Source organism: Mycobacterium sp. NGS54, assembly GCF_059812465.1.
Genome location: NZ_JCALCS010000006.1, coordinates 404,985 through 422,962 on the forward strand (window position 1 = coordinate 404,985; position 17,978 = coordinate 422,962).

23 protein-coding genes and 1 pseudogene are annotated in these 17,978 nt (G+C 68.3%); 11 read left to right on the forward strand and 13 right to left on the reverse strand.

The features are described from left to right. Positions 1-253: 253 nt before the first annotated feature. A complete protein-coding gene (locus AC5Y5E_RS21085; protein ID WP_499904729.1) occupies positions 254-646 on the reverse strand; it encodes a (deoxy)nucleoside triphosphate pyrophosphohydrolase in 393 nt (130 codons plus the stop codon). Between the two features lie 201 nt (positions 647-847). Between AC5Y5E_RS21085 and AC5Y5E_RS21090 the strand changes: the two genes are divergently transcribed. Then, on the forward strand, positions 848-1,624 hold the full coding sequence (locus tag AC5Y5E_RS21090; protein ID WP_499904730.1) for a cell division protein DivIVA: 777 nt from the start codon (positions 848-850) through the stop codon (positions 1,622-1,624). Between the two features lie 36 nt (positions 1,625-1,660). Continuing rightward, positions 1,661-1,945, forward strand: a complete 285-nt coding sequence (locus tag AC5Y5E_RS21095) for a 4a-hydroxytetrahydrobiopterin dehydratase (RefSeq protein WP_499904732.1) — start codon at positions 1,661-1,663, stop codon at positions 1,943-1,945. Here AC5Y5E_RS21095 and AC5Y5E_RS21100 read toward each other — a convergent pair. Continuing rightward, complete coding sequence (locus AC5Y5E_RS21100) at positions 1,942-3,180, reverse strand: mannosyltransferase (protein ID WP_499904733.1); 1,239 nt, start codon at positions 3,178-3,180, stop codon at positions 1,942-1,944. The two genes, AC5Y5E_RS21095 and AC5Y5E_RS21100, sit on opposite strands and share 4 nt — an antisense overlap. 141 nt (positions 3,181-3,321) lie before the next feature. Between AC5Y5E_RS21100 and AC5Y5E_RS21105 the strand changes: the two genes are divergently transcribed. Continuing rightward, complete coding sequence (locus tag AC5Y5E_RS21105) at positions 3,322-3,987, forward strand: hypothetical protein (RefSeq protein ID WP_499904734.1); 666 nt, start codon at positions 3,322-3,324, stop codon at positions 3,985-3,987. A gap of 46 nt (positions 3,988-4,033) precedes the next feature. Further along, positions 4,034-5,056 (forward strand): Rv1157c family protein, encoded by a 1,023-nt coding sequence (locus AC5Y5E_RS21110; RefSeq protein ID WP_499904736.1) that lies wholly within the window; start codon positions 4,034-4,036, stop codon positions 5,054-5,056. Here AC5Y5E_RS21110 and AC5Y5E_RS21115 read toward each other — a convergent pair. Then, a complete protein-coding gene (locus AC5Y5E_RS21115; RefSeq protein WP_499904737.1) occupies positions 5,053-5,667 on the reverse strand; it encodes a TIGR03086 family metal-binding protein in 615 nt (204 codons plus the stop codon). The genes AC5Y5E_RS21110 and AC5Y5E_RS21115 overlap by 4 nt on opposite strands. A 50-nt stretch (positions 5,668-5,717) precedes the next feature. Here AC5Y5E_RS21115 and AC5Y5E_RS21120 point away from each other — a divergent pair, with 50 nt between their 5' ends. Beyond that, the gene (locus AC5Y5E_RS21120; protein WP_499904739.1) at positions 5,718-6,146 is read left to right on the forward strand and encodes a MarR family winged helix-turn-helix transcriptional regulator; all 429 of its coding nucleotides are present in this window, start codon (positions 5,718-5,720) and stop codon (positions 6,144-6,146) included. On the opposite strand, the gene AC5Y5E_RS21125 is transcribed toward AC5Y5E_RS21120, so the two are convergent. Both AC5Y5E_RS21125 and AC5Y5E_RS21130 read right to left on the reverse strand, forming a co-directional pair. Beyond that, positions 6,147-6,293, reverse strand: a complete 147-nt coding sequence (locus AC5Y5E_RS21125) for a DUF1059 domain-containing protein (protein WP_068103058.1) — start codon at positions 6,291-6,293, stop codon at positions 6,147-6,149. Further along, entirely contained in the window at positions 6,290-6,871 is a 582-nt protein-coding gene (locus tag AC5Y5E_RS21130; RefSeq protein WP_499904741.1) for an HhH-GPD-type base excision DNA repair protein, read from the reverse strand. Before AC5Y5E_RS21130 ends, AC5Y5E_RS21125 begins: the two co-directional genes overlap by 4 nt. Positions 6,872-6,902: 31 nt before the next feature. Between AC5Y5E_RS21130 and AC5Y5E_RS21135 the strand changes: the two genes are divergently transcribed. After that, positions 6,903-7,430: a nuclear transport factor 2 family protein gene (locus AC5Y5E_RS21135; RefSeq protein ID WP_499904742.1), complete on the forward strand. Its 528-nt coding sequence runs from the start codon at positions 6,903-6,905 to the stop codon at positions 7,428-7,430. A gap of 20 nt (positions 7,431-7,450) precedes the next feature. Further along, positions 7,451-8,530, forward strand: a complete 1,080-nt coding sequence (locus tag AC5Y5E_RS21140; protein ID WP_499904744.1) for a hypothetical protein — start codon at positions 7,451-7,453, stop codon at positions 8,528-8,530. Here the strand turns inward: AC5Y5E_RS21140 and AC5Y5E_RS21145 are convergent. Further along, positions 8,527-8,703, reverse strand: coding sequence for a DUF5302 domain-containing protein (locus tag AC5Y5E_RS21145; protein ID WP_499883646.1), 177 nt, complete (start codon positions 8,701-8,703; stop codon positions 8,527-8,529). The two genes, AC5Y5E_RS21140 and AC5Y5E_RS21145, sit on opposite strands and share 4 nt — an antisense overlap. A 41-nt stretch (positions 8,704-8,744) precedes the next feature. After that, complete coding sequence (locus AC5Y5E_RS21150; RefSeq protein WP_499904745.1) at positions 8,745-9,188, reverse strand: PPOX class F420-dependent oxidoreductase; 444 nt, start codon at positions 9,186-9,188, stop codon at positions 8,745-8,747. Positions 9,189-9,220: 32 nt separating this feature from the next. Between AC5Y5E_RS21150 and AC5Y5E_RS21155 the strand changes: the two genes are divergently transcribed. Beyond that, positions 9,221-9,736, forward strand: a complete 516-nt coding sequence (locus tag AC5Y5E_RS21155; RefSeq protein ID WP_499904747.1) for a DUF1697 domain-containing protein — start codon at positions 9,221-9,223, stop codon at positions 9,734-9,736. An 18-nt stretch (positions 9,737-9,754) separates the two neighbouring features. Here the strand turns inward: AC5Y5E_RS21155 and AC5Y5E_RS21160 are convergent, their stop codons facing one another. Beyond that, positions 9,755-10,120, reverse strand: a complete 366-nt coding sequence (locus tag AC5Y5E_RS21160) for an Rv1152 family transcriptional regulator (protein WP_499904748.1) — start codon at positions 10,118-10,120, stop codon at positions 9,755-9,757. 37 nt (positions 10,121-10,157) lie between these two features. On the opposite strand from AC5Y5E_RS21160, the gene AC5Y5E_RS21165 reads away from it, so the two are divergent. Together AC5Y5E_RS21165 and AC5Y5E_RS21170 are read left to right on the forward strand one after the other, a co-directional pair. Beyond that, positions 10,158-10,877, forward strand: coding sequence for an NAD-dependent deacylase (locus tag AC5Y5E_RS21165; RefSeq protein ID WP_499904750.1), 720 nt, complete (start codon positions 10,158-10,160; stop codon positions 10,875-10,877). Positions 10,878-10,976: 99 nt separating this feature from the next. Beyond that, positions 10,977-11,863: pseudogene (locus AC5Y5E_RS21170) on the forward strand (type IV toxin-antitoxin system AbiEi family antitoxin). Between the two features lie 21 nt (positions 11,864-11,884). Here the strand turns inward: AC5Y5E_RS21170 and AC5Y5E_RS21175 are convergent. The 3 genes from AC5Y5E_RS21175 to AC5Y5E_RS21185 are packed head-to-tail and all read right to left on the reverse strand — an operon-like array spanning position 11,885 to position 15,547. Continuing rightward, positions 11,885-12,526 carry a methyltransferase domain-containing protein gene (locus AC5Y5E_RS21175; RefSeq protein WP_499904751.1) on the reverse strand — a complete coding sequence of 214 codons (642 nt, stop codon included), beginning with the start codon at positions 12,524-12,526 and terminating at the stop codon, positions 11,885-11,887. After that, positions 12,523-13,230, reverse strand: coding sequence for a TetR/AcrR family transcriptional regulator (locus AC5Y5E_RS21180; protein ID WP_499904753.1), 708 nt, complete (start codon positions 13,228-13,230; stop codon positions 12,523-12,525). Before AC5Y5E_RS21180 ends, AC5Y5E_RS21175 begins: the two co-directional genes overlap by 4 nt. Next, positions 13,223-15,547 carry an MMPL family transporter gene (locus tag AC5Y5E_RS21185; protein WP_499904754.1) on the reverse strand — a complete coding sequence of 775 codons (2,325 nt, stop codon included), beginning with the start codon at positions 15,545-15,547 and terminating at the stop codon, positions 13,223-13,225. Before AC5Y5E_RS21185 ends, AC5Y5E_RS21180 begins: the two co-directional genes overlap by 8 nt. 253 nt (positions 15,548-15,800) lie before the next feature. Between AC5Y5E_RS21185 and AC5Y5E_RS21190 the strand changes: the two genes are divergently transcribed. Next, positions 15,801-15,932 (forward strand): hypothetical protein, encoded by a 132-nt coding sequence (locus AC5Y5E_RS21190; RefSeq protein ID WP_142282293.1) that lies wholly within the window; start codon positions 15,801-15,803, stop codon positions 15,930-15,932. A 131-nt stretch (positions 15,933-16,063) separates the two neighbouring features. Here the strand turns inward: AC5Y5E_RS21190 and AC5Y5E_RS21195 are convergent, their stop codons facing one another. Beyond that, positions 16,064-16,816 (reverse strand): 3-hydroxyacyl-CoA dehydrogenase, encoded by a 753-nt coding sequence (locus AC5Y5E_RS21195; protein WP_499904756.1) that lies wholly within the window; start codon positions 16,814-16,816, stop codon positions 16,064-16,066. 41 nt (positions 16,817-16,857) lie between these two features. Continuing rightward, complete coding sequence (locus AC5Y5E_RS21200) at positions 16,858-17,952, reverse strand: CaiB/BaiF CoA transferase family protein (RefSeq protein ID WP_499904757.1); 1,095 nt, start codon at positions 17,950-17,952, stop codon at positions 16,858-16,860. Positions 17,953-17,978: the final 26 nt, after the last annotated feature.

A 17,978-nucleotide genomic window follows, 5' to 3' on the forward strand; every position in this document is an offset into this window, starting at 1 on the left:
TCGAATGCCGGCCGGGCGATGACGGGCATGTTAGCGAAATCCATTGTGGCAAAGTGATTTACAGGATAAAAATTCGTCGAGACCCGGCGTGGCAGGTGCGGCCACACCGTTCGAACAACCATCGGGATCGCTACTGGCATGCAAATCGCAGGTTACGGTGTTTCGGGACTATTACCTTCCGATTTCACGCGTGTCAGCTGCGATAGCGCTGTACGTTGCCTGCATGCAGGCTGTGGGCTTGTTATGAGCCTGCTCACAGCGCCCGGGTCAGGTCCGGCAGCCAGCCGCGATCGGCCGGCACCCAGTCGACGTCGGGCAGTTCGGCGGCGGTCACCCAACGCAGCGCCCGATGGTCGCGCGGGTGCGGCTCGCCGTCGAGCAGTCGCACGCGATACGCCCGCAGCGTCATCGTTTCGTTCAGCGGAATGTCGGCGCCGAGCCGGTCACCCACCTCGATGTCGTTCGCCACCAGGCCGAGCTCTTCGGCCAGCTCGCGGGCGAGCGCTGCGCGCTCGGTTTCGCCGGGAGCGACCTTCCCGCCGGGCAGCTCCCAGCGGCCGGCCAATTCCGGCGGCCGGACCCGCTGCGCGACCAAGACCCTGGAGCCCGAGATGACCGCTGCGGCGACGACGATCTGGGTCGGCATGGCCAGGACGGTATACCGTCGGTGCGCGGCTCGCCGGGGGTGGCCATCGTCCCGAGAACGGTTTCATGCATCAGGGGAGCCGCTCGGCATCGAATTCCATTGGGGCACAATGCCTCTATTACAGTTTGAGCGTCATCGTGGAATACTTGACTCTGTCGGTCACGACCTCTACCGGGCACTTTCTGAGAATCGGGGTTGGCAATGATCACCGAATCCGCAACGACGTTCTCCCGCACGTTCAGGGGCTACGACACGGCCGCGGTCGATGCCTACATCGAGATGTTGTTCGCCAAGCAGAAATTGCTGATCGACGAGGTTCAGAACCTAAGAGCCGAGCGCAAGGAATGCAGCGACGAGGCAGCCGCGCTGCGGATCGAAGTCGCCTGCCTCAGTGATGAGGTCGCCATGCTGTCGGACACCTCGCCGTCGCCCTACGCGATGCAACACCGGATGGCGAAGATGCTGCGGCGGGCGCTCGATGAGGCGTCCCGGATGCAGGTCGAGGCGCGAGCCGAGGCCGACACCCTGGTCGCGGCGGCGGAGGCCGGGGCCGAGGCCGCGCAGCGAGAGCACCGAGAACTGTTGGCGGACATAGCCTTACAGCAAAAGGCGCTGGAAACGCAGTGTGCGGAAACCAAGAGAAATGTCGACGCCGAGATCGCCGGGAGGCGCGCTGAAGCCCAATCGTCGATCGATCGCGCGTGGGAGGAAGCCCAGCACCAGCGTGAGCAGCTCCTCGCCGACGCAAAGCAGCAAGCTCGGCTATTCCATGAGCAGGCCCGGCAAGCGGTGGCCGAGGCGAACCAGCAGCGCATCATGATCCTCGAAGAACTGATGGGTGTTGCCCGCGACCTGCAAGCGGTTCCGGCCAGCCTTGAGTCCGCATACCAGCAACTGAAGAACCTGCCGGAGGCGAGCGTCGTGGTGCCCCTGGACCAGAGAAGTCAAGCGCCGGCCGGTCCCGCCGTAGCCTCGTAGGTGACCGCCTATCCCAGATGAGAGGATGCCTTCGGCATGGCTGTGTTAACGGATGAGCAAGTGGACGCCGCACTGCCCGAACTCAACGGATGGGAGCGTGTCGACGGCACCCTGCGCCGGTCGATCAAGTTCCCCGCGTTTCTCGACGGCATCGACGCCGTGCGGCGGGTGGGCGAGCACGCCGAGAGCAAGGATCATCACCCCGACATCGACATCCGTTGGCGGACGGTGACTTTCGCGTTGGTCACCCATTCCGAGGGCGGCATCACCCAGAACGACGTCGACATGGCGCGCGACATCGACGGGATCGTCGGGGGCTAGACCCTCGAGGCGTCCCGTCGCCCGGCGACCGCCATCCAGATCAGCGTCGCCATCGCCGCCACGATGTAGATCAGCCCGGCCCAGGCCAGGTACCACGGTCGGCCGATCTGCCAGATCGTCGGTTGCGCGAAGCTCAGCAACCAGGGCACGCCGACGATCGTAAGGGCCAACCAGCCCCAGCCGACGAGACGGGCGCCGGGCCACCCGCGCGGCGGCCCGTGAATCGCCCAGATCATCAGCGGCACCAGCCACACCCAGTGGTGGGTCCACGAGATCGGCGAGAGCAGCAGCCCGAACAGCTCGACCACCAGCAACCTGCCCAGAAGGTCGGTCGGGCCCAGCGCCCGCCAGGCCAGGATGGCCAGCGCCGCCGTCACCGCGAGGGCGACCACCACCAGCGGACCGAAGCCGGCGTCGTGGCCGAGGATCCGCGAGATGCCGCCGCGCCAGGATTGATTGAACGACGTGGCGATCGGCCCGACTCGGTGCGCGTCGCCCAGCAGGTCGGTGAAGTAGTAGCGGGCCTGATCGCCGACGACCAGGACCGACACGCCGACGGTGGCCAGGAACACCGCCGCCGAGAACACGGCGGCACCCCAGCGCCGCGCGCCGAGCAGGTAGACCCCGGCGATCGCCGGCGTCAGCTTGATCCCGGCCGCCACGCCGACCAGCAGCCCCGATAACCACCAGCGCGTCGACCAGGCCGCCCACAGCACCATCAGCATGAGCAGGACATTCACCTGGCCGTAGTCGAAGGTGCTGCGCAGCGGCTCGATCCAGATGGTGATCGCCGTCCACAGCATCGCGACGCGGTGACCGGCCCCGGCCGGCACGCCCATCAGGCGCTGGGCGATCCGGATCGCGCCGTACAGCGCGGCCATCGTCGCGACCTGCCACAGGAACGCCACCAGCCCAAACGGCAGCAGATGCAGCGGGTAGAACACGACCGCCGCGAACGGCGGATACGTGAACGGCAGCGGGAAGTCCGGCGTCTGGTCGGCGTAGACGTAGCTGTACAGGGTGCCCGGATGGTCGATCGCGGCGGCGCCGCCGAGGTAGACGTGCAGGTCGACGAAGTTCGCGCCGTTCGGCGCCAGGTAGGTCCAGGCGAGCCGCGCGGCGACGCTCGCGATCAGCAGTGCCGGGGCGGCCGCCTGAAGCGGGCTGGCCAGCCGCCGGGTGCGGGGCGCCGCCGGGGCGGCGGGGATGGTGTCTATCCGCCCGACTTTAGCCATCACCCCGGGTTCTGTGGCCGCTCGGTCACCGCCGTCACTCGTATCGGTAACGATCGAATAAATGCCACACGTGTCACTTGAGTCACACCAGCATCAAAGTAACTTCGGCCCCGGACCCGTCATCGACAACCAGGGAGAGTCATGCCAACCATCTGGACCTATTTGCGAGCGGCCGCCGTCGTGGTCGGTTCGTCCGCAGCGCTACTGACGGGCGGTATCGCCCACGCCGACCCCGTGCCCGCCCCGCCGGTGCCGAACATTCCGCAGCAGCTGATCGCCTCTGCGGCCAACGCGCCTCAAATCCTGCAGAACCTCGCTACCGCGCTCGGCGCCACGCCGCCCGCGGCGCCGGCGTCGCCCGGCATCACCTTCCCGGGAATGCCCTCGGCGGGCTCGCCGGTCTCGCCTTCGGCGGGCATCCCGTCCATTCCGGGGCTCACCCCGCCCGCTGCGGCCACGGCCCCGGCGGCGACGCCGACCATCCCGGGCCTTGGCCAGATCCCGGGCCTCGCCCAGGCGCCGGCGGCACCCGCCGTCCCGACCGCGCCGTCGATTCCGGGGCTGCCCGCCATCCCGGGCCTGTCCTCGCCGGCGGCTCCGGCCGCGCCGGCCACCCCGCAGATCCCGCAGGCGAAGGTGGACATGCCGGCGCTGCCGTCGGGCCTGCCGATCAACGTGCCCGCGCAGCTGACGATTCCGCAGGATCTGCAGGCGCTGGCCGCGGGACAGGCTCCGGCGGCACCGGCCGCACCGGCCGCACCGGCGCCGGTCAGCCCGATGTCGCCGCTGCTTTCGGCCCTGCCCTGAGCAGTTCGTTAGCCGACTAAACCGCCACCAACGACCGGAGGACATCGTGGCAACCACTCGGAATCTGTCCAAGGGTTTGGCCGCTCTCGTCACGGCGTCGGCTGCCGCGTTCGGGTTCTGCCCGAGCGCGGTGGCCGACCCGGCGGCGCCGCAGCCGACACCGCAGGCGAACTCGACCCAGCAGCTGCCCGGCCTGCCGGCGCTGTCGGAGCTGAGCCCGATAATCCAGCAGGCGGCCAGCAATCCCGGGCAGGCTACGCAGCTGCTGATGGCGGCCGCTCAAGCTTTCACGCACAACCCGACGGCGCCCGACGAATCCAAAAACGTTGCGGCGTCCGTGAATAAGTTCGTGGCCGAGCCGGGTGCGCCGGTTTCCGGGGCACCGGTGCAGCACGTGCCGCCCTTGGGCATCGAGCCCGGGCTGCAGTCGCACCTGCCGCCGGGAATCGATCCGGCTCGCGCGGCGGGCCCGGGGCCCGTTACGGCACCCCAGGCCGCCCCCTCCGCGGCCACGCCGCCGGCCGCCACGCCGGGCACCGAGCCCGTCGCGGCCGCCGTGCCGCCACCGGCACCCGCCGCGGCACCGGCACCCGCGCCGGCTCCCGCCCCGGACGCCGCACCCGCGTCCGCGCCGGCTCCCGCGCCGGGTCTGGGCCCTGACGCCCCGCCCACGCAGGACTTCATGTATCCCTCGATCGGCACGAATTGCCTTGCCGACGGCAGTAGTTCGATCGCGACCGCGCTATCGGTGGCGGGGCCGGCCAAGATCCCGACGCCGGGACCCGGGCCGGGCCAGACCGCCTACGTGTTCACCGCGGTCGGCACGCCGGGGCCCGCCGAGGTGCAGAAGCTGCCGTTGAACGTCACCTGGGTCAACCTGACCACGGGCAAGTCGGGGACGGTGGCGCTCAAGCCGCGCACCGACATCAACGGGGACGGGCCGACGACGCTGACGGCGATCGTCGACACCGGCTCGGGCAGCATCATGTCGACGATCTTCGGCCAGGTCACCACCAAAGAAAAGCAGTGCCAGTTCATGCCCACCATCGGCTCGACTGTGGTGCCCTAGAGTTTCCAGCCGGGCGAGCGACCGAGATGGCTGACAATGCGGTCGAGGTCGCTCGCGCCGTCGGGCGCGGTGAGGGCCGGGCCGAACGGGGCACCCTGCGTCGTGCGGTACTCCCCGTCCGGAACGACGAACACCAGCGGTAGCACGGCGGCCACCACGTCGTCCGAAAGCGCAAGGGGCGCACCGATGCTCCGCGCGACGTCCCAGCCGTGCACCACGTAGTCCACGAAGTGGAAGCCGATCGCGATCGCGCCGGGGAACGCCGCCCCGGGGCCGAATTCGGGCAACGAAAAACTCGCCTCGAGCACCCCGTCGGCGGCGAACGCGTCGAGCACGTCGGCCGCCGCCGCGGCGTAGCTGCCGCCCGGATCGGCCGCGACGGCGTCGACCACGCGGTCGGTCGCCCAAACCGTCTCGCTGGCGCCGCCGCCACGCGCCGCGGCGGCGAACCCGTGATGCTGCGCGGTCATGTGGGCGAGCAGGTCGAGCAGGTTCCAGCCCGCGCAGGGTGTGGGCCGATTCAGATCGTCGCGGGTAACGGCCGCGACGATCTCGACGGACGCCTGCACGGCCGCGCGGTGGAACGGTCGAACGTCAGATATCGTATGCATGGGCAGATCGTATGCATGCGCATATCGTCTGTCAACGCTACGCTTCCAGCATGGCGACCAGGCGTCCCGATCTCGCGGCGATGATGGCGCCGCTGGTTCGCGAGATGATGGCGGCCGAGGTCCCCGTGCTGCAGGCGCACGGATTGTCGATGTGGGGCTACGTGGTGCTGAGCGCGCTGGATCGCTCGCCGGTACGCAGCCAGGCTGCCCTCGCGGAGGCGATCGGCGCCGACAAGACCCGCATCATCCCCACCCTCGACGACTTGCAGGAGCGGGGCTACATCGAACGCCGGCCCGACCCGGACGACCGGCGCGTGCGGCTACTGGCGCTCACCGAGGCGGGCCGTGCCGCGAAAGATGGTGCGCAGGAAGACATCCAGCGCGGCGAAGAGCGCTGGCTGGGGCGGCTGTCGGCCGACGATCGCCGCGCGTTCCTGCGCGTCCTTCGTCAGCTGTCGGCCGCCGGGGGTGGCGTGTAGCTAGTACGCCATGAAGAGGATGGCGTCGCGGTCGTACTCGAGGCCCGGATGGGCGCTGGCGAGGTGAGCCTGGGTGAGCTCGACCAGCTCGTCCTCGTCCTTGCCCGTGATGGCTTCGCCGCAGGGACACGTTATGTGTGTCTTCACGTTGCCGCCTTTCCCTTCGCTGCTGCCTTCATCTGCTTTTTATACGATCGCACCTTCCCGAGGGACTGCGCGTCGACGATGTCGGCGACGGACAGGTGCGCGCCCGCCTTGCCGAAGTCGCCGGCCGCCGCCCGCCAGCCCGTCGGCGTCACGCCGTACTGCTTGCCGAGCAGCGCCAGGAAGATCTTCGCCTTCTGCTCGCCGAAACCGGGTAGCCCCTTGAGCCGGCGCAGCAGCTCTTGCCCGTCGGGCTTGCCGGCCTTCCACAACCCGGCGGCGTCGCCGTCGTAGCGGTCCACGATGATCTGCGCCAGGGCCTGGATGCGCTTGGCCATCGATCCCGGGAAGCGGTGCACCGCAGGCCTTTCCGAGCACAAGGCGGCGAACTTGTCCGGGTCGTAGTCGGCGATCTTGGCCGCGTCCAGGCCGCCCATCCGGTCCGCGATCTTCTTCGGGCCGGCGAAGGCCGTCTCGAACGGCACCTGTTGGTCCAGGAGCATGCCGACCAGCAACGCGAACGGGTCATCTTCCAGCAGCGCATCGGCCCCGGGCTCCTGCGCCAGGCAGAGCTTCGACATACGCCGACTCTAGCGCCCGGGCTATCGTGGCGTGGTGGTGGATGAGGCCAAGTTGGAACTGATGCTGGCCCGGGACGAGTTGCATCAGCTCGTCACCGCCTACTGCCGGGCCGTCGACCGCGCTGACTATGCAGCGCTGCGGAACCTGTACCACCCCGACGCGACCGACTCGCACGGCTCGTTCTCCAGCGGCGGCGTCGAACAGTTCATCGGACAACTACGGGTTGCCGAGCCCTATGTGCGCGTCTCCCAACACAACGTCACCACAACGAATTTCGTGATCGACGGCGACACGGCCCGCGGTGAGATCTACTGCCTGGTGTTTCACACGTTCGCCGGTCCCGAGCACGACATCGACGTCATCATCGGCGGCCGGTATCTGGACCGGTACCTCAAACACGACGGCGCCTGGAAGTTCAGCCACCGCACGATCGTGGCGGATTGGGCGTACCAGAAGGACCCGTCGGAATTGAACTTCGGACACCCGAGCACCCGGGGCAGCCTGCGCGGCCAACCCGGCCAGGCCGACCCGTCGATCGGCCTATTCACAGTCGACTGAACCGGTGACATCCTTTCGGGATGAGCGTGCGGGACGAGTCGACCGCCGGGCGGCAGTTCGTGGCCAAGCTCCCGTTCCCGATGTCCAAGGCGATATCCCGAATGATCACCGACGAGGCGCGCCCCAACTGGATCTACTTCATCGTCATGGGGGTGGCGCTGGCGGCGGTCTACGGCGGCTTCTATGTGGCGGAGCACGCCCCGGCGGGCTGGGAACACAGCACCGCGACCGTCGTGGTCGGGATCGTCCTTGTCGTGATGGCGCTCGCCTACGTCGGGTGGCGCGCCACCGGGGAGATCCCGATTACGGTCGCGGCCGACGGGCTGACCGTCAATAAGGGGCACGCGGTGGTGTTCTCGTTCAGCGATGCGACGCTCGGCCTCTGGGCCTACGGTGGCAGGACCAAAACGATGGGCAGCGCGCTGCACCTGCGCTCCGGTGCCCATCACTTTGTGCTCGGCGGACGGGATCATCGCGTTGGTGCCGGGACCCTGCTCGACGAATCGCCCCAGGGCTACGTCGACGCGTGGTTGTGGGCCTCGGATTTCGACGAGCTGCTCGCCATGGTCGGCCGCCGAAGTCGCCTGGATGCGCACCGACTAGGGGCGGCGGAACTGACTCGCTGCCTGCTGTATCCCAACATGGAATTGGCGCAGCAGATGTCGACGTGGTCCGTCGCGGGCAAGCAACGACTCTTCGCATCGTCGTCGCAACCACTGGTGGCCCTGGAGCTGGGCGCGGATTGGATCCGCGTGGTCGACGCGAGCAACGGGGCCGTCATCGCCACGGCGCCGTGCGCGCAGGTGAGCGCGACGCCGGAAACCTACAGGTGCCGGCGGTGGCGAAACGGCCCGCCCTACAAGCAACCCGAGCCGTCGCCCGTTGTCGTGCTGTGCGTTCCCGGCGTGGAGCCCATGCCCATCGGATGTCAGGAGTACCGCGGCCTCCTGGACTACTCAGCGCGGTTCGCGTGGCGCGGCACCGTTCCGGATCGGGTGAACCGGCCGGCCGACTACTCCGTCGCCGCCGGCGATTGGTTGTTGCTCGTCGACAAATTCGGCTTGACCCCGCAGCTGGTGGACAGGGCCCACACGAATTAACCGCTCTTGCGGCGGAATTCGCGGCGGCTCTCCACCGGACCGTGTGCCCGCGAGTGCTTGTCGCCGCCGTCTTTGTGATCGGATGCGCCCGCCGACTTGGCCTTCTTGCGGTCGAGGGCTTCGCGGAACTTGCGCTTCGTGTCGTCCTCGTGTTCGGAGTTCGATTCGGCCATACCGGCAGCCTAGCCTGGACGGGCGCGCGTGGCTCCTGGTTTTACCGCTTACCCGGCGGCATGCCGTAGACGTGCGAGATCCGCAGCGTCATCAGCACCCGCCGGTCGGTGACCATCGCCTCCCGGAATTCATCCCAGTCCGGGTGCTCCCCGGCGATGTTGCGATACAAGGCAATCAGCGCCTCGACGGTGTCGTCGCCGGGCGCTGCGGCCGGGGGCGTCAGCTCGGCCGTCCCCTCGGCGACGGCATACGACCATCCGTCGTCGGCGTCGACCAGGATCGAGGCACGCGGATCGCGGCGCAGGTTGCGCGTCTTTGCCCGCGGCTCGGTGATCGACACGCGCACCACCAACTCGCGCGGGTCGAAGTGATAGCTCACGTTCGACAGTTGGGGCCGCCCGTCGCGCTTGATGGTGGCCAGCACTCCGAGGGAGTTCCCGCTGATCACGGCCAACAGCTTGTCGTCGAAGACTTGGCGTCCCATGCACCGAGCCTACGTCGTGGTGAAATCGAGGTATGACCACATGCGCGGCGTTCCTGCGCGGGGTCAACGTCGGCGGCGTCAACCTCAAAATGGCCGAGGTGGCCGCCGCGTTGACCGGAGCCGGGTTCGCCAATGTCCGCACGATCTTGGCCAGCGGCAACGTGCTGCTGGAGTCGTCCGGCGGGGCGGCCGCGGTGCGCAAGAAGGCCGAGGCCACGCTGCGCGAGCGGTTCGGCTATGACGCGTGGGTGCTGGTGTACGACATCGATACGGTGCGTGCCGTCGTCGACGCCTACCCCTTCGAGCGCGAGGTCGAGGGGTACCAGTCCTACGTCACGTTCGTCGCCGACGAGGCGGTGCTCGACGAGCTGGCCAAGCTGCGCGCGGGCCCCGACGAGAAGATCAGCCGCGGCGACGGCGTCGTCTACTGGCAGGTTCGGAAGGGCAGCACGCTGGACAGCACGATCGGCAAAACGATGGGCAAGCCCCGCTACAAGTCCTCGACAACCACCCGCAACCTGCGCACCCTGGACAAAGTGTTGCGTTGATTGCCTTGCGCGCCAACGTCAGTCGTCGGGCACGTTGGTCAGGTAGCGCATCGCGTCGGACTTGTTCAGGCCCAGCGCCTTGGCCACCTCCACGTACTCCTTGGCGGCCGCGGCCATCGCGGCGTCGGTCGGATCGAAGCGGGAGATGAAAGTGCCGAAGCGCCCGCGCGTTTCGACGATCGCCGCCGACTCGAGCTCGCGGTAGGCCCGCGCCACGGTGTTTGCCGCGACCCCGAGCTGGCCCGCCAGGTCACGCACCGTCGGGAGCCGGGAACCAGGAGGCAACGCACCCGCCCGGACCCCGTCGATGACCTGGGTTCTGAGCTGGTCGAACAGCGGTTTGCCCGCCTTGACATCGACCTTCAGCCAATCCCGCAGCTCCACTTCTTCAGTATGTCCCAAGCACGACTATCTTTGTGGGATGCGAGTAACTGTGCTCAGCGGCGCGGGGATCTCCGCGGAGAGCGGCGTGCCGACATTCCGGGACGACAAGAACGGATTGTGGGCCCGCTTCGATCCCTACGAGCTGTCCAGCACGCAAGGGTGGCGCAAGAACCCCGAACGGGTGTGGGGCTGGTATCTGTGGCGCCACTACCTGGTCGCCGACGTCGAACCCAACGCCGGGCACCTCGCCATCGCCGCGTGGCAGGATCACGCCGAGGTCACCGTGGTCACCCAGAACGTCGACGACCTGCACGAGCGCGCCGGCAGCACACCGGTCCACCATTTGCACGGAAGCCTCTTTGAATTCCGTTGCGACCGTTGCGATATGGACTACACCGGGCCGCTGCCCCGAATGGCCGAACCGGCGGTCGAGGTCGAGCCTCCGGTGTGCCACTGCGGCGGCCTGATCCGGCCGGACATCGTCTGGTTCGGCGAGCCGCTACCCGATGAGCCGTGGCAGCGGGCGGTCGACGCGACGCAGTCCGCCGACGTGATGGTGGTGGTGGGTACCTCGGCGATCGTCTACCCGGCGGCCGGGCTGCCGGACCTGGCGCTGTCCCGCGGCACCGTCGTCGTGGAGGTCAACCCCGAGCCGACGCCGCTCACCCGGAACGCCACGATCAGCATCCGCGAGAGTGCGAGCCAGGCGTTGCCGGAGCTGCTGCAGCGGCTGCCTGCCCTGCTGAATTCTCCTTAGCCCATCGAGACTGCGCACAGATCGCGGTTTGTCCACAAAATCGCGCACTGAGCGCAGTCTCGATGCGTCTCTGTCCGCCTGATCGGCGAGCGTGCGCTCATGACGCGCGGCGAACCTTTTGTAGGTAGCGAGGCGGTGAAGGCCGGGACGCTGCGGAAGCACCAGCTGCGCTCTGGATTCCGCGCGGTGTTTCCCGACGTCTACGTGCGACGGGATCGACAGTTGACACTGCGCGACCGCGCCGTGGCGGCTTGGCTGTGGTCGCACCGGCAGGGCGTGCTCGCCGGGCTGACCGCAGCTGCGTGGCACGGGGCGAAGTGGGTGGACGAGGACCTACCCGTTGAGTTGGTGTGGTCGAACGCGCGGTCGCCACGCGGCCTGCATACGTTCGACTTCGAGCTACCTCCGGAAGAGATCCGGGTGATCGCGGGCATTCCCGTTACCACGCCTGAGCGCACGGCATTCGACATCGGTCGGCGCAAGGCCACGGGAATGGGAATCGCATATTTGGACGCCCTCATGCGGGCGACCGGCACCAAGACGAGCAAAATCCTCGAAATCGCGGGCCGACATCGCGGCGCGCGGGGACTCAGGCGGCTCCAAAGAGCGCTGGCGCTAGTCGATCCCGGTTCGCAGTCACCGAAAGAGACGTGGCTCCGCCTGCTGTTGATCCGCGCGGGCCTGCCGCGGCCCACGACCCAGATCCCTGTAATCGCTGGGCGCAGCTGTATTACCTCGATATGGGATGGGACGACGTCATGGTTGCCGTCGAGTATGACGGCGAGCAGCATCGCATAGACCGTTGGCAGTACACCAAAGACATTCGGCGCAGTGAGGCGCTGGAGCGGCTCGGCTGGATCGTCATCCGGGTGACGGCATCGGACCGTCCCACCGACATCATCGGCCGGGTTAGAGACGCGTTGGCTTTTCGCGAATGCGCCGAGACTGCGCACAGATCGCGATTTAACCCCCGACCCACGCGCTGAGCGCAGTCTCGGCGAAAAGACCTACGGCCGCCGCGCCCGGCCCAGCGCCAGCTCCGACACCGGCAACGGGGCCCACACCGGCAACGTCCACTCCCGCCGCGACGTGTCCACCTCGAAACCGCCGTCGACGATCGCGCGCTCGGTGTCGCGATGCGTGTGGCAGTTGCCGAACAGCCTGGGCCACAGCGTCGCGTCGGCGAACCGCTGCAGCCGGCCGCGCCCGCCGGCGCTGGCCACATGCTCGAGATACCGCAGCTCCCCACCGGGCCGCAGGAGCGAATACATGCGCCGCAGTACGCCGGGGACGTCGCGCACCGAGCACAACACCAGCGAGCACACCACGGCATCGAAGAGCTCGCCGTCGCTGAACGCCTCGGCGGTCTCCCCGATCACGACGACGGGCACGGGCGCCGCCTCGGCCGCGGCAAGGGCATGGGTCCTCAGCCGCGGCTCGGGCTCGACCGCGACCACCTGCTCGACCCCCGGCGGGTAGTTGGCGAAGTTTGTCCCGACGCCCGCGCCGATTTCCAGCACCCGGCCCGACAGGCCGGCCACGTTCTCCCGGCGCAGCGCCCGAACCGCCTCGGCCTCGTGGGCGGCGACGACGGGCCAAACACGCGCGAAGAACGGGTTGTCGATCGCGCGCTCGGCTGCCTGCGTCATCTCCGCGACTCCTCCTGCGGCCGATGCGCCGCCACCCATGACGCCAGCATCTGGGGTGTGGCGTCCCGGCCGCAGTATCCCATTACCAATTGTCCGCAGAACACCGAGGACAGCACCCGGTCGGCGAACGCCTCGGCGTCGCCGAACGGCAGGTGCGGCTTGGCGATCAACATGGCCGCGACGCCGTGCAGCGCGGTCCACAACTCCAGCGCGAGGGTGGTCGGGTCGACGGGGCGGTAGGTGCCGTCGTCCATCAGCCGCTGCACGGTGGCGCGGATGTGCTCGAACGCGGAGTTGCTCAGCGTGGCGTCGACGCTGCTCCCGGACCGCCACTCACCCATCGTGGCGATCCGGTACAACTCCGGGGTCTGGACCGCGAGCCGGACATAGGCCAGCCCCTGCGCACGCAGCACCGCCACCGGGGAGGTGTGTTCGGCCGCAAGGCGCCGCATTTCGGGGTCCAGCTTTTCGAAGTAGCGCGCGCACACCGCGTCGAGCAGGGCGTCCTTGTCGGAGAAATGCAGATAGATCGACGGCGGCGTGACGCCGACGCGTTGTGCCACCGAACGGATCGACACCGAGCGGGCGTGCCCGGTTTCCAACAGCAGCTCGGTAGTGGCGTCCAGGATCTCGTCGCGCAGGCGCTCGCCGGAGCCGCGAGGCGCCCTCGCGCGACGCAGACCTTCGGCCGATACGTCAACCACTGTGGGTCACCGACTCCTCGATCGGGCGCCCGTTGTGCTGCACCGGCCCCTCGGTCGGCTCGGCGTGCAGCGCGATCTCCGACGGCGCCTCGCTGATGCCGAACCGCTCGTGCAGCCACACCAAAGGCCTTGGCGCCCACCAGTTCCAGCGGCCCATCACGTGCATGAACGCGGGGACCAGGACCATCCGCACCAGCGTCGCGTCCGCGAACACGGCGAGCACCAGCCCGAGACCGAACATCCGCATGAACGACACGTGCGCGGCGATCAGCGCGGCGAACGACATCGACATCACCAGCGCGGCCGCGGTGATCACCCGTCCGGTGCGGGCGACGCCGTGCGCCACCGCTTCGTCGTTGGCGGCGTGCGCCTCTCTTGCGGTCGGATTCGCCGGTCGGTACTCGAGCCAGTACTCCCGGATGCGGGAGATCAGGAACACCTCGTAATCCATCGACAACCCAAAGGCTATGCAGAACAACAGCACTGGCATGTTGGCCACCAGCGTTCCGCTGGGGGTGGTGCCGAGCGCGCCGAGGTGGCCGTCCTGGAAAATCCACACCAGCGCCCCGAACGCCGCACTAAGCGACAGCACGTTGCACACCAATGCCTTCAGCGGCAGCACCACGCTTCCGGTGAGCAAGAACAGCAACACGAACGTGACGGCGGCCATCAGTCCCAGCACCAGCGGGAGCCGGTCGGTCACCGCGTCGACGCTGTCCCGGTTGATTTGTGCGACACCGCCCATTTCGACGGCTCGGCCGCCCGGCCCGGGCACCTCGTGCAACCGTTTGAGCTGAGTGTCATTGGCCTGGGTGAACAGCGGGGCCGTGCTGTTGACCGTCAGGAAGGCGCTGCCGTCGACCAGCCCGGTGGCCGCGGCGGGCGGCCCCACCGGGTTTCCGTTCACGAAGGTCCCGCCCGGCGCCGATACGCCCGACACTTCGGGCACCCGGGAGAGGTCGGCGGCGTACTTGTCCAGATCCGCCGGGTTGAGCCCGCGGACGTCACGGACGACGACGGGCACCGCCGTCGCGGAGTCGTGCGCGAACCCGGTGCGCAACTCGTCGCCGACCTGATGCGACGACGCCGAACGCGGCAGCACCCGGTCGTCGGGGAAGCCCCACTTCACCGAGAAGAACGGCAGCCCCAGCAACAGCAGCAACGCCATGACGGACAGGCCGACCGGCGCCCAGCGCCGCATCACGAACTTGCTCGACCGGTACCAGAACCACTGCTCGACCGGCCGGTGCAGCGGGTCAGGCCGGCGCAGGGCGTGGCGGATCAGCCGGCGCACGTCCAGCGCGTCCAGCCGGTCCCCCAGCAGCACGATCGCGGCCGGGGTCACCACGATGGACGCGGTGGCGACGAAGGCCACGGTGGCCACACCGGCGTACGCGAACGACTTGAGGAAGTACATCGGGAACGCCACCGTCGCCGACATCGACAACGCCACGGTGACGGCGGAGAACAGCACGGTGCGGCCGGAGGTGGCCATCGTTCGGATCAGCGCGTCGTTGCGGTCGCTGCCCTCGGCCAGTTCGTCGCGGTATCGGCTGACGATCAGCAAGGTGTAGTCGATCGCCAGCGCGAGGCCCAGCGCGGTGCTGAGGTTCAGGGCGAAGATCGACACCTCGGTGGTGAAGGTGATGAGCCGCAACACCGTCATCGAACCGACCACCGCCAGCGCGCCGAGGGCCATCGGCAGCGCCGCCGCGAGCAGCCCACCGAACACCCAGATCAGCACCAGGAAGCTCAGCGGCAGCGCGATGATCTCCATGACGACGAGGTCTTCCTGGTTCTGCTTGTTGATCTGGGCGTACTGCATCGCCGGGCCGCCGGCGCGGACGGTGACACCGTCACGGTCGTGGACGAATTGGTCCGCCAGGGTTTGGGCGTTGCTCTGCGCGAAGTTCTCGCCGCCCTTGAGGTTGATGACGATCAGCCCCGACTTGCCGTCCTTGCTGACCAGATCGGCGGCCGCCTGCGGCGGCGCGGTCCAGGCCGAGGTCACGTTGTAGACCAACGTCGAACCCCGCAGATCGCGGACCAGGTCGGTGCCCACCTTGCGCGCCTGGTCGCTCTGGGCGCCCGCGGGCGAGGTCACCATGACCAGCATCTGCTGGCCGCTCTGCCCGAACTTGTCGGTGAGGATTTGGATGGCGTGCGCTGATTCCGAGTTCGGATCCTGGAAGCCCCCGGGTGCCAGGCTCTTGGCGACGGGGATGCCGAAGACCGCCGCGCCGATGAAGACCAGGACTGCGATCGCGATTATTCGTCGTGGTGCCGCTATGGCCAATCGAGCGATCGCTTGCAGCATGTCCCCGGTCCTCCCGCCGCCGTGCCGGTCACGCTGGACCGCAACTGACCCGGCGGTAACTTATCAGCGATAACTAACAGGTGTCAAACAACACTATCGATAAATACGGCTCCCCGCGGGCGGATGGTTCAAACCCTCTGGAACCGGTTCCAACCGGCACCTACCCACCGGAAACCTACCCGTCGGTAAATTGCCATTATTTTCCGAATCGTGACTCACCGATTCCTTAGAGGTGACCCATACGCTCATAGTCATGTGGATCGACGACTCGAGTGCCGATGTCATCAAGGCTGACTTCGAGGCTCTCTACCACGGCGACGTGCTGGTGGAAGGCGAGACCTCCGAGCAGTTCGAAGACCAGCACACGCTGCCTACGGCAAGCTGACCGCCCATGAGCGTGCTAGCACGGCTGCTGATGGCCGAACCCGCCATCACCCGATGGTTCCGTCGATAGCGATCGATCTTGCTTGAGACGAAAACCCCCCGCGCACCGCGGGGGGTTTTCGTTTCCCCGCCTTAGCGGGGCGCCATGCGAATGGCACCGTCCAGGCGGATGACCTCCCCGTTGAGCATCGGGTTCTCGATGATGTGCACCGCGAGCGCCCCATACTCGTCGGGGTCACCGAGCCGGGCCGGGTGCGGCACCTGCTTGCCCAGCGACTTCTGCGCCTCCTCGGGCAAGGATCCCAGCAGCGGGGTCTTGAACAGCCCGGGCGCGATGGTCACCACGCGGATGAGCTCGCGGGCCAGGTCGCGCGCGATCGGCAGCGTCATGCCGACCACGCCGCCCTTGGACGCCGAGTAGGCGGCCTGGCCGATCTGGCCGTCGAACGCGGCGACGGAGGCGGTGTTGACGATGACGCCGCGCTCCTCACCGAGGGGTTCGGTTTTCGCGATGCGCTCGGCGGCGAGCCGCAACACATTGAAGGTGCCGATCAGGTTGACCTCGACCACCTTCTTGAAGCCGGCCAGCGGGAACGGGCCGTCCTTGGACAGCGTCTTGATGGCGTTGCCGATGCCGGCACAGTTGACGTTGATGCGCAGCGGCCCAAGCGATTCGGCCACATCGAGCACCTTGGCGACGGCGGCCTCGTCGGTGACGTCGGCCTCCACGAATCGGGCGCGCTCCCCCAGCTCGCGGACGGCCTCCTCGCCCCGCAGGTCCAGCACCACCACCTGCGCCCCGGCGTCGAGCAGCCGCTTGGTGGTCGCCAGGCCCAGCCCCGACGCTCCCCCGGTGACGACGGCTACGGCGTCCTTGATCTCCATGCGAGTCCTTCCAATCGTCCAGCCAACCAGTTGGTTGGCGACTATACCCAGTCCCTGAGCACCGATTCGATGTCGGCCGTCGGCTCCGCCGGGCGGGGGGTGTCCGGCGACGTGCGGGAGAACCGCGGCGCCGGCAACGGCTGCAAGCCCCCGTTCACCTCGTAGAAGGTGTTGCGCTCGGTGATGTGCGGCTCGGTCTGCACCTCCCCGAAGGCCAGCACCGGCGTCACGCAGGCGTCCGAGTCGGCGAACACCTTGGCCCAGTGGTCACGGTCCCGGCTGGCGAACGTCTCGGTCAGCACCGCCCGCAGCTCGGGCCAGCGGGCGGCGTCGTTCTGCGGCGGCAGGTTGGCGGCGTCCAGGCCCAGCCCGGCCAGCATCGCCGCGTAGAACTGGGGCTCGATGGCGCCGACGGCGACGTAGCGGCCGTCGGCGCACTCGTAGGTGTCGTAATAGGGAGCGCCGCCGTCGAGCATGTTGGTGCCGCGCACGTCGGTCCACATGCCCGAGGAGCGCATCTGCCACATCATCTGGATCAGCACGCTGGACCCGTCGACCATGGCGGCGTCGACGACCTGCCCCTTGCCGGAGCTCTGCCGCTCCCACAGCGCGGAGAGGATGCCGACCAGCAGGAACATCGAGCCACCGCCGAAGTCGCCGACCAGGTTGAGCGGCGGCACCGGCCGCTCGCCAGCCCGGCCGATGGCGTGCAGGATCCCGTTCAGCGAGATGTAGTTGATGTCGTGGCCCGCCTGCTGGCTGCGGGGGCCGGCCTGGCCCCAGCCGGTCATGCGGGCGTAGACCAGGCGGTCATTGACCTTCGCGCAGTCCTCGGGGCCCAGGCCGAGCCGCTCGGTGACCCCGGGCCGGTAGCCCTCGATCAGCACGTCGGCCTTGGCGACGAGCCGCAGCACCAGGTCGCGTCCCTCGTCGGACTTGAGGTCGGCCGTGACCACGCGCCGATTGCGACTCATGGAGTCCTTCACTGAGTCCCTGCCGCCATCCGCGGCATTACCCGACGGCCGGTCGATGCGCACCACATCCGCACCGAGATCCCCCAGAATCATCGCGGCATGCGGGCCGGGCCCGATGCCGGACAACTCGACAACACGCAATCCCCGCAGCGGTCCCGCCATTGGCGCACCGACCTTTCGTCGTCGAA

Excerpts from the sequence above, each read along its gene's own strand:
- AC5Y5E_RS21085 (WP_499904729.1), bottom strand. The coding sequence starts at position 646 with ATGCCGACCCAGATCGTCGTCGCCGCAGCGGTCATCTCGGGCTCCAGG.
- AC5Y5E_RS21090 (WP_499904730.1), top strand. The coding sequence starts at position 848 with ATGATCACCGAATCCGCAACGACGTTCTCCCGCACGTTCAGGGGCTAC.
- AC5Y5E_RS21095 (WP_499904732.1), top strand. The coding sequence starts at position 1,661 with ATGGCTGTGTTAACGGATGAGCAAGTGGACGCCGCACTGCCCGAACTC.
- AC5Y5E_RS21100 (WP_499904733.1), bottom strand. The coding sequence starts at position 3,180 with ATGGCTAAAGTCGGGCGGATAGACACCATCCCCGCCGCCCCGGCGGCG.
- AC5Y5E_RS21105 (WP_499904734.1), top strand. The coding sequence starts at position 3,322 with ATGCCAACCATCTGGACCTATTTGCGAGCGGCCGCCGTCGTGGTCGGT.
- AC5Y5E_RS21115 (WP_499904737.1), bottom strand. The coding sequence starts at position 5,667 with ATGCATACGATATCTGACGTTCGACCGTTCCACCGCGCGGCCGTGCAG.
- AC5Y5E_RS21120 (WP_499904739.1), top strand. The coding sequence starts at position 5,718 with ATGGCGACCAGGCGTCCCGATCTCGCGGCGATGATGGCGCCGCTGGTT.
- AC5Y5E_RS21130 (WP_499904741.1), bottom strand. The coding sequence starts at position 6,871 with ATGTCGAAGCTCTGCCTGGCGCAGGAGCCCGGGGCCGATGCGCTGCTG.
- AC5Y5E_RS21140 (WP_499904744.1), top strand. The coding sequence starts at position 7,451 with ATGAGCGTGCGGGACGAGTCGACCGCCGGGCGGCAGTTCGTGGCCAAG.
- AC5Y5E_RS21145 (WP_499883646.1), bottom strand. The coding sequence starts at position 8,703 with ATGGCCGAATCGAACTCCGAACACGAGGACGACACGAAGCGCAAGTTC.
- AC5Y5E_RS21150 (WP_499904745.1), bottom strand. The coding sequence starts at position 9,188 with ATGGGACGCCAAGTCTTCGACGACAAGCTGTTGGCCGTGATCAGCGGG.
- AC5Y5E_RS21155 (WP_499904747.1), top strand. The coding sequence starts at position 9,221 with ATGACCACATGCGCGGCGTTCCTGCGCGGGGTCAACGTCGGCGGCGTC.
- AC5Y5E_RS21165 (WP_499904750.1), top strand. The coding sequence starts at position 10,158 with ATGCGAGTAACTGTGCTCAGCGGCGCGGGGATCTCCGCGGAGAGCGGC.
- AC5Y5E_RS21175 (WP_499904751.1), bottom strand. The coding sequence starts at position 12,526 with ATGACGCAGGCAGCCGAGCGCGCGATCGACAACCCGTTCTTCGCGCGT.
- AC5Y5E_RS21185 (WP_499904754.1), bottom strand. The coding sequence starts at position 15,547 with ATGCTGCAAGCGATCGCTCGATTGGCCATAGCGGCACCACGACGAATA.
- AC5Y5E_RS21190 (WP_142282293.1), top strand. The coding sequence starts at position 15,801 with ATGTGGATCGACGACTCGAGTGCCGATGTCATCAAGGCTGACTTCGAG.
- AC5Y5E_RS21195 (WP_499904756.1), bottom strand. The coding sequence starts at position 16,816 with ATGGAGATCAAGGACGCCGTAGCCGTCGTCACCGGGGGAGCGTCGGGG.
- AC5Y5E_RS21200 (WP_499904757.1), bottom strand. The coding sequence starts at position 17,952 with ATGGCGGGACCGCTGCGGGGATTGCGTGTTGTCGAGTTGTCCGGCATC.